Genomic DNA, 3590 nt, shown 5'->3' on the forward strand with positions numbered 1-3590 from the left:
GTCTACCAGGAGCTTCTTCACGTCACCGGCCGAACAACGGCATCGCGATCATGCTGTGACCAGGGCACTCGCCGCGGAGCCTGAAAAAGGTTCACTGTTTGATCCAGGAACCGCCTTTTACTGTGAGTGCAGACCCGTGAGGCGGTGGTGACGATGAGCTCGTTGCTCGAGGAACTAGCACGGCGCGAAGCCGCTGCCCGCCGGCGAATCGAGGAGATCCGCGAGCAGATCGCCGCGCTCACCTCACAGATGCAGGACGAGCAGGACCGCTTGTCACGGCTGACGATCACACGGGAGACCGTCGAGGAAATCCTGGGCGAAGCGGCCCAACTGCTCGATGAGCCCAATGGACAGGCCGAGGCCGCCGACGCGGCCGGCACCGCGCCGTCGGCACAGCCGCCGGTGCTGGGTGTGGTGACGGTGCCGCACTGGCAACCCGGCATGAATACGGCGGTGCTGCCGCGCGCGTACCGGGACGCGGTGGAGATCATGGCCGATGCCGGGCGGGCGATACGGGCCGGGCAGATCGCGGTGGCGATGGGACTGCCGGATGAGGCCGCCAAGCGGGAAGGGCTGCGCTCCAAGCTGAAGCGGCTGGTGGAACGTGGCTGGGCGAAGGAAGAAGGGCCGGGACTGTTCACGGTGACCGATCCGGTGGCCCGCGAGATGGCCGGGCAGGATGGCGTGGCGTCACGGGACGCAATCGCGTCGTCACCGGGCGGGTGATTGTGGCGGGGCTCTCCCGCCGTCAGGTTCGAAGGTGCCACCCAATCGACCCCGACGAAGGAAGAGCCCTGTGCAGGCACCGTACGACACCGAGGCCACCGCTGACGTCTTTGCGAAGGCGAAGAACACATTCAACTGGCTCATCGGACACCTCACCGACGCGCAGACCGGGACGCTTGCCCATAACCGGCTGGAGGAGACCATCACCGAGCAGGGCCGGGAGCTGCAGCGCCTGCTGCTGCAGGCCCACCTTGACCTGCGCGCGCTGCGCGAGCTGGAGCAGGTACGCCACGCCCGCCACCAGGACGGTGGCGCCGCGGAGGTGATCGGCGCGGAGGTGATCGGCGCGGACGGGGTGCCGCGGCGGCGGGTGGAGCTCGGGCACCACCGCCTGCTCGCCACGGTGACCGGGACGGTGACGGTCACCCGGTGCGCGTGGCGGGCCCCGGGCGTCGGCAACGTTTATCCGGTGGATGCGGCGTTATCGCTGCCGGCGGTGCGACACTCGGCCGGGCTGGCGAAGCTCGCGGTCATCGAGACGGTGCGCGGCTCGTTCGACGCCGCCCTGGCGGCGATCACCACACGGTGCGGTCAGGTGATCGGCAAACGGCAGATCGAGCAGCTGGTCGCCCAGGCCGCGGCCGATGTCGACGCCTTCTACGCCGCGCGAACCGTGCTGCCGTGCACGGCGTCCACGGTGCTGGCGATCAGCGTGGACGGCAAGGGCATCGCGATGCGCCCCGAAGCGCTGCGGCCCGCGACCGCGAAGGCCGCCGCCCGCGCCCGAGCCACGTTCCGGACGCGGCTGGCGGCCGGGGAGAAACCGGCGCGCAAACGGATGGCGACGCTAGGGGTGGTCTACGACGCTGAACCGGCGCCGCGGCGGCCGCACGATGTGATCGCCGTCCCGGGCGGGCGATCCGGCCGGCGCCTGTCACGGGGCCGGCCGAACGCGACGCGCAAGTGGCTGTGTGGCTCGGTCGTCACCGGCCCCGGCCCTGTGATCGCCAAGGTGTTCGATCATGCCGAGGCCCGTGATCCCGCGCATGCCCGTCCCTGGGTCGTGCTGGTCGACGGGGCTCGCCACCAGCTCGACCTGATCATCGTCGAAGCCGCCCGGCGCCGCATCCGCGTCCACATCGTGATCGATTTCGTGCACGTGCTGGAGAAGTTATGGGCTGCTGCGTGGAGTTTGCACCCGCCCGCGGCGCCGGCTGCGGAGGACTGGGTCGCCGGGCATGCCCTGGCCCTGCTGGCCGGGCACACCGGCCAGGTCATCAGCACGCTGAGGGCGCAGGCCGCCACAGCCGGCGCGCTGCACCGTGACGGCATCGACGCGTGCATCCGCTATCTGTCCAACAACGCCGGGCATCTGCGGTATGACCAGGCGCTGGAGGCGGGATGGCCGATCGCGACCGGGGTGGTAGAGGGCGCGTGCCGTCATCTGATCGCCGACAGGTTCGACCTGGCCGGGGCGCGGTGGGGCCTGGCCGGGGCCGAGGCGGTGCTGAAGCTCCGCGCGCTGGTCGCCAACGGTCATCTGGAGGAGTACTGGACTTTCCATCTCGCCCGGCAACACGCGCGTGTCCATCAGACCGGCTACCAGGACGGATACGCCCTTACGGCTTGATCGCTTCAGTCACTCAGGAGGAGCCGCACCCATGGGATTTCGATGTCATACCTGCCGGTCTTGGTGGTGTCAGCTGGCGATCTGGCACTCGTGCATGAGGTCGCTGAGGATGGCTCTTTGGCGGACTCGGTGGTTGGCGAGGTCGATTGGGGTTGGTGCTCCGATTCCGGCTTGTGCTGGGGATAACTGTCCTATGCCGCGGTGAGGTCGGGCGGTGTTGTAGTGCTGCAGGTAGCGGGTGAGCGTTCGGCGTAGATGTTGTTCATTGAGGATGAGCATGCGGTCGAGGACCTCGCGGCGCAGCATGTCGACGATCCTTTCGCAGTGTGCGTCGCGTTTGGAGGCTGCGGTGGACTCTTGAGAACCCGTAGGCCGATGTCGGTGAACTCCGCATCGAAGTCACCGGTGAACTGGCTGCCACGGTCGCGGATTCAGGAACCTCAGGTGCGTCGTGTCGATGTCGGTGTTCAATAAGGAAGGGTGGTCTAGGGGCCTGTGGGGTTTGGGGTGACGCCGAGCAGATGGGCGCGACGGCTGTGTGCCTGCCGAAGACCCCATCCATGCAGTTCAAGCAGCATGTAAGTACTCGTGGAGGACTCCGCCGAGCCGGTCTCGTCGGCGTACCTTCGGGTCGATGATTTTGGCCGGGTCAGTGATCGGTTCTGGGGCGGCGCGTAGTGGAGCCGCCTGGTCCAGGGCCTGATGGGGTCTGTGTCGGTTGTAAAACTCCTCAGACTCGCGCAAGGCATGCCGAAGATGGTGTTCGTTCCAGAGCAGGCATCGATCCAACAGTTCACGGCGGCAGGGCTGCACCCACCGCTCCATGGCCGGTGGGTGATTGTCGTGCGGGCTCCTCCAAACAGGTCGGAAGATGACCTGCCTGTGGGGCGCCTGAGGACCGTTCGGGGCTTCGGAGCACGTGCTGAGCACAGTGACTGTCTTCTATGCGTGGTGCCAGCGTGGTCTGGGCTGTAGGATTCGTTATGCGGCACATCTGCGTGATCAAATCAGGGTGTCAGCCGTGCTCGGTGCGTGCTCGTACGCCCCGTCACACGCCGTCAGGACCCGGCACTGCCTGACACGCGAAGTACGCTGAGGCGGTACGAACCATCATCTAACGTCACTGCGCGACACTAAAAGATCTTGCTTCTAATCCGATGGTCGCAGTGCTCGCAACTCCGATGTCTGCGCTTTCGAGACGAGTCGAAACGAGGCTTGATCTAGTCTTTACGTT

3 protein-coding genes and 1 pseudogene are annotated in these 3590 nt (G+C 66.8%); 2 read left to right on the forward strand and 2 right to left on the reverse strand.

The features are described from left to right. Positions 1-153 precede the first annotated feature (153 nt). Together ACWDX9_RS61165 and ACWDX9_RS61170 are read left to right on the forward strand one after the other, a co-directional pair. Positions 154-726 (forward strand): hypothetical protein, encoded by a 573-nt coding sequence (locus ACWDX9_RS61165; RefSeq protein WP_449973091.1) that lies wholly within the window; start codon positions 154-156, stop codon positions 724-726. Between the two features lie 70 nt (positions 727-796). Continuing rightward, the gene (locus ACWDX9_RS61170; protein ID WP_449973092.1) at positions 797-2356 is read left to right on the forward strand and encodes an ISKra4 family transposase; all 1560 of its coding nucleotides are present in this window, start codon (positions 797-799) and stop codon (positions 2354-2356) included. A 69-nt stretch (positions 2357-2425) separates the two neighbouring features. On the opposite strand, the pseudogene ACWDX9_RS61175 reads toward ACWDX9_RS61170, so the two are convergent. Beyond that, a pseudogene (locus ACWDX9_RS61175) lies at positions 2426-2683 on the reverse strand (integrase core domain-containing protein); the annotation flags it as partial. 240 nt (positions 2684-2923) lie between these two features. After that, on the reverse strand, positions 2924-3286 hold the full coding sequence (locus ACWDX9_RS61180; protein WP_449973093.1) for an integrase core domain-containing protein: 363 nt from the start codon (positions 3284-3286) through the stop codon (positions 2924-2926). Positions 3287-3590 lie beyond the last annotated feature (304 nt).

This window comes from Nonomuraea sp. NPDC003201, assembly GCF_053590415.1.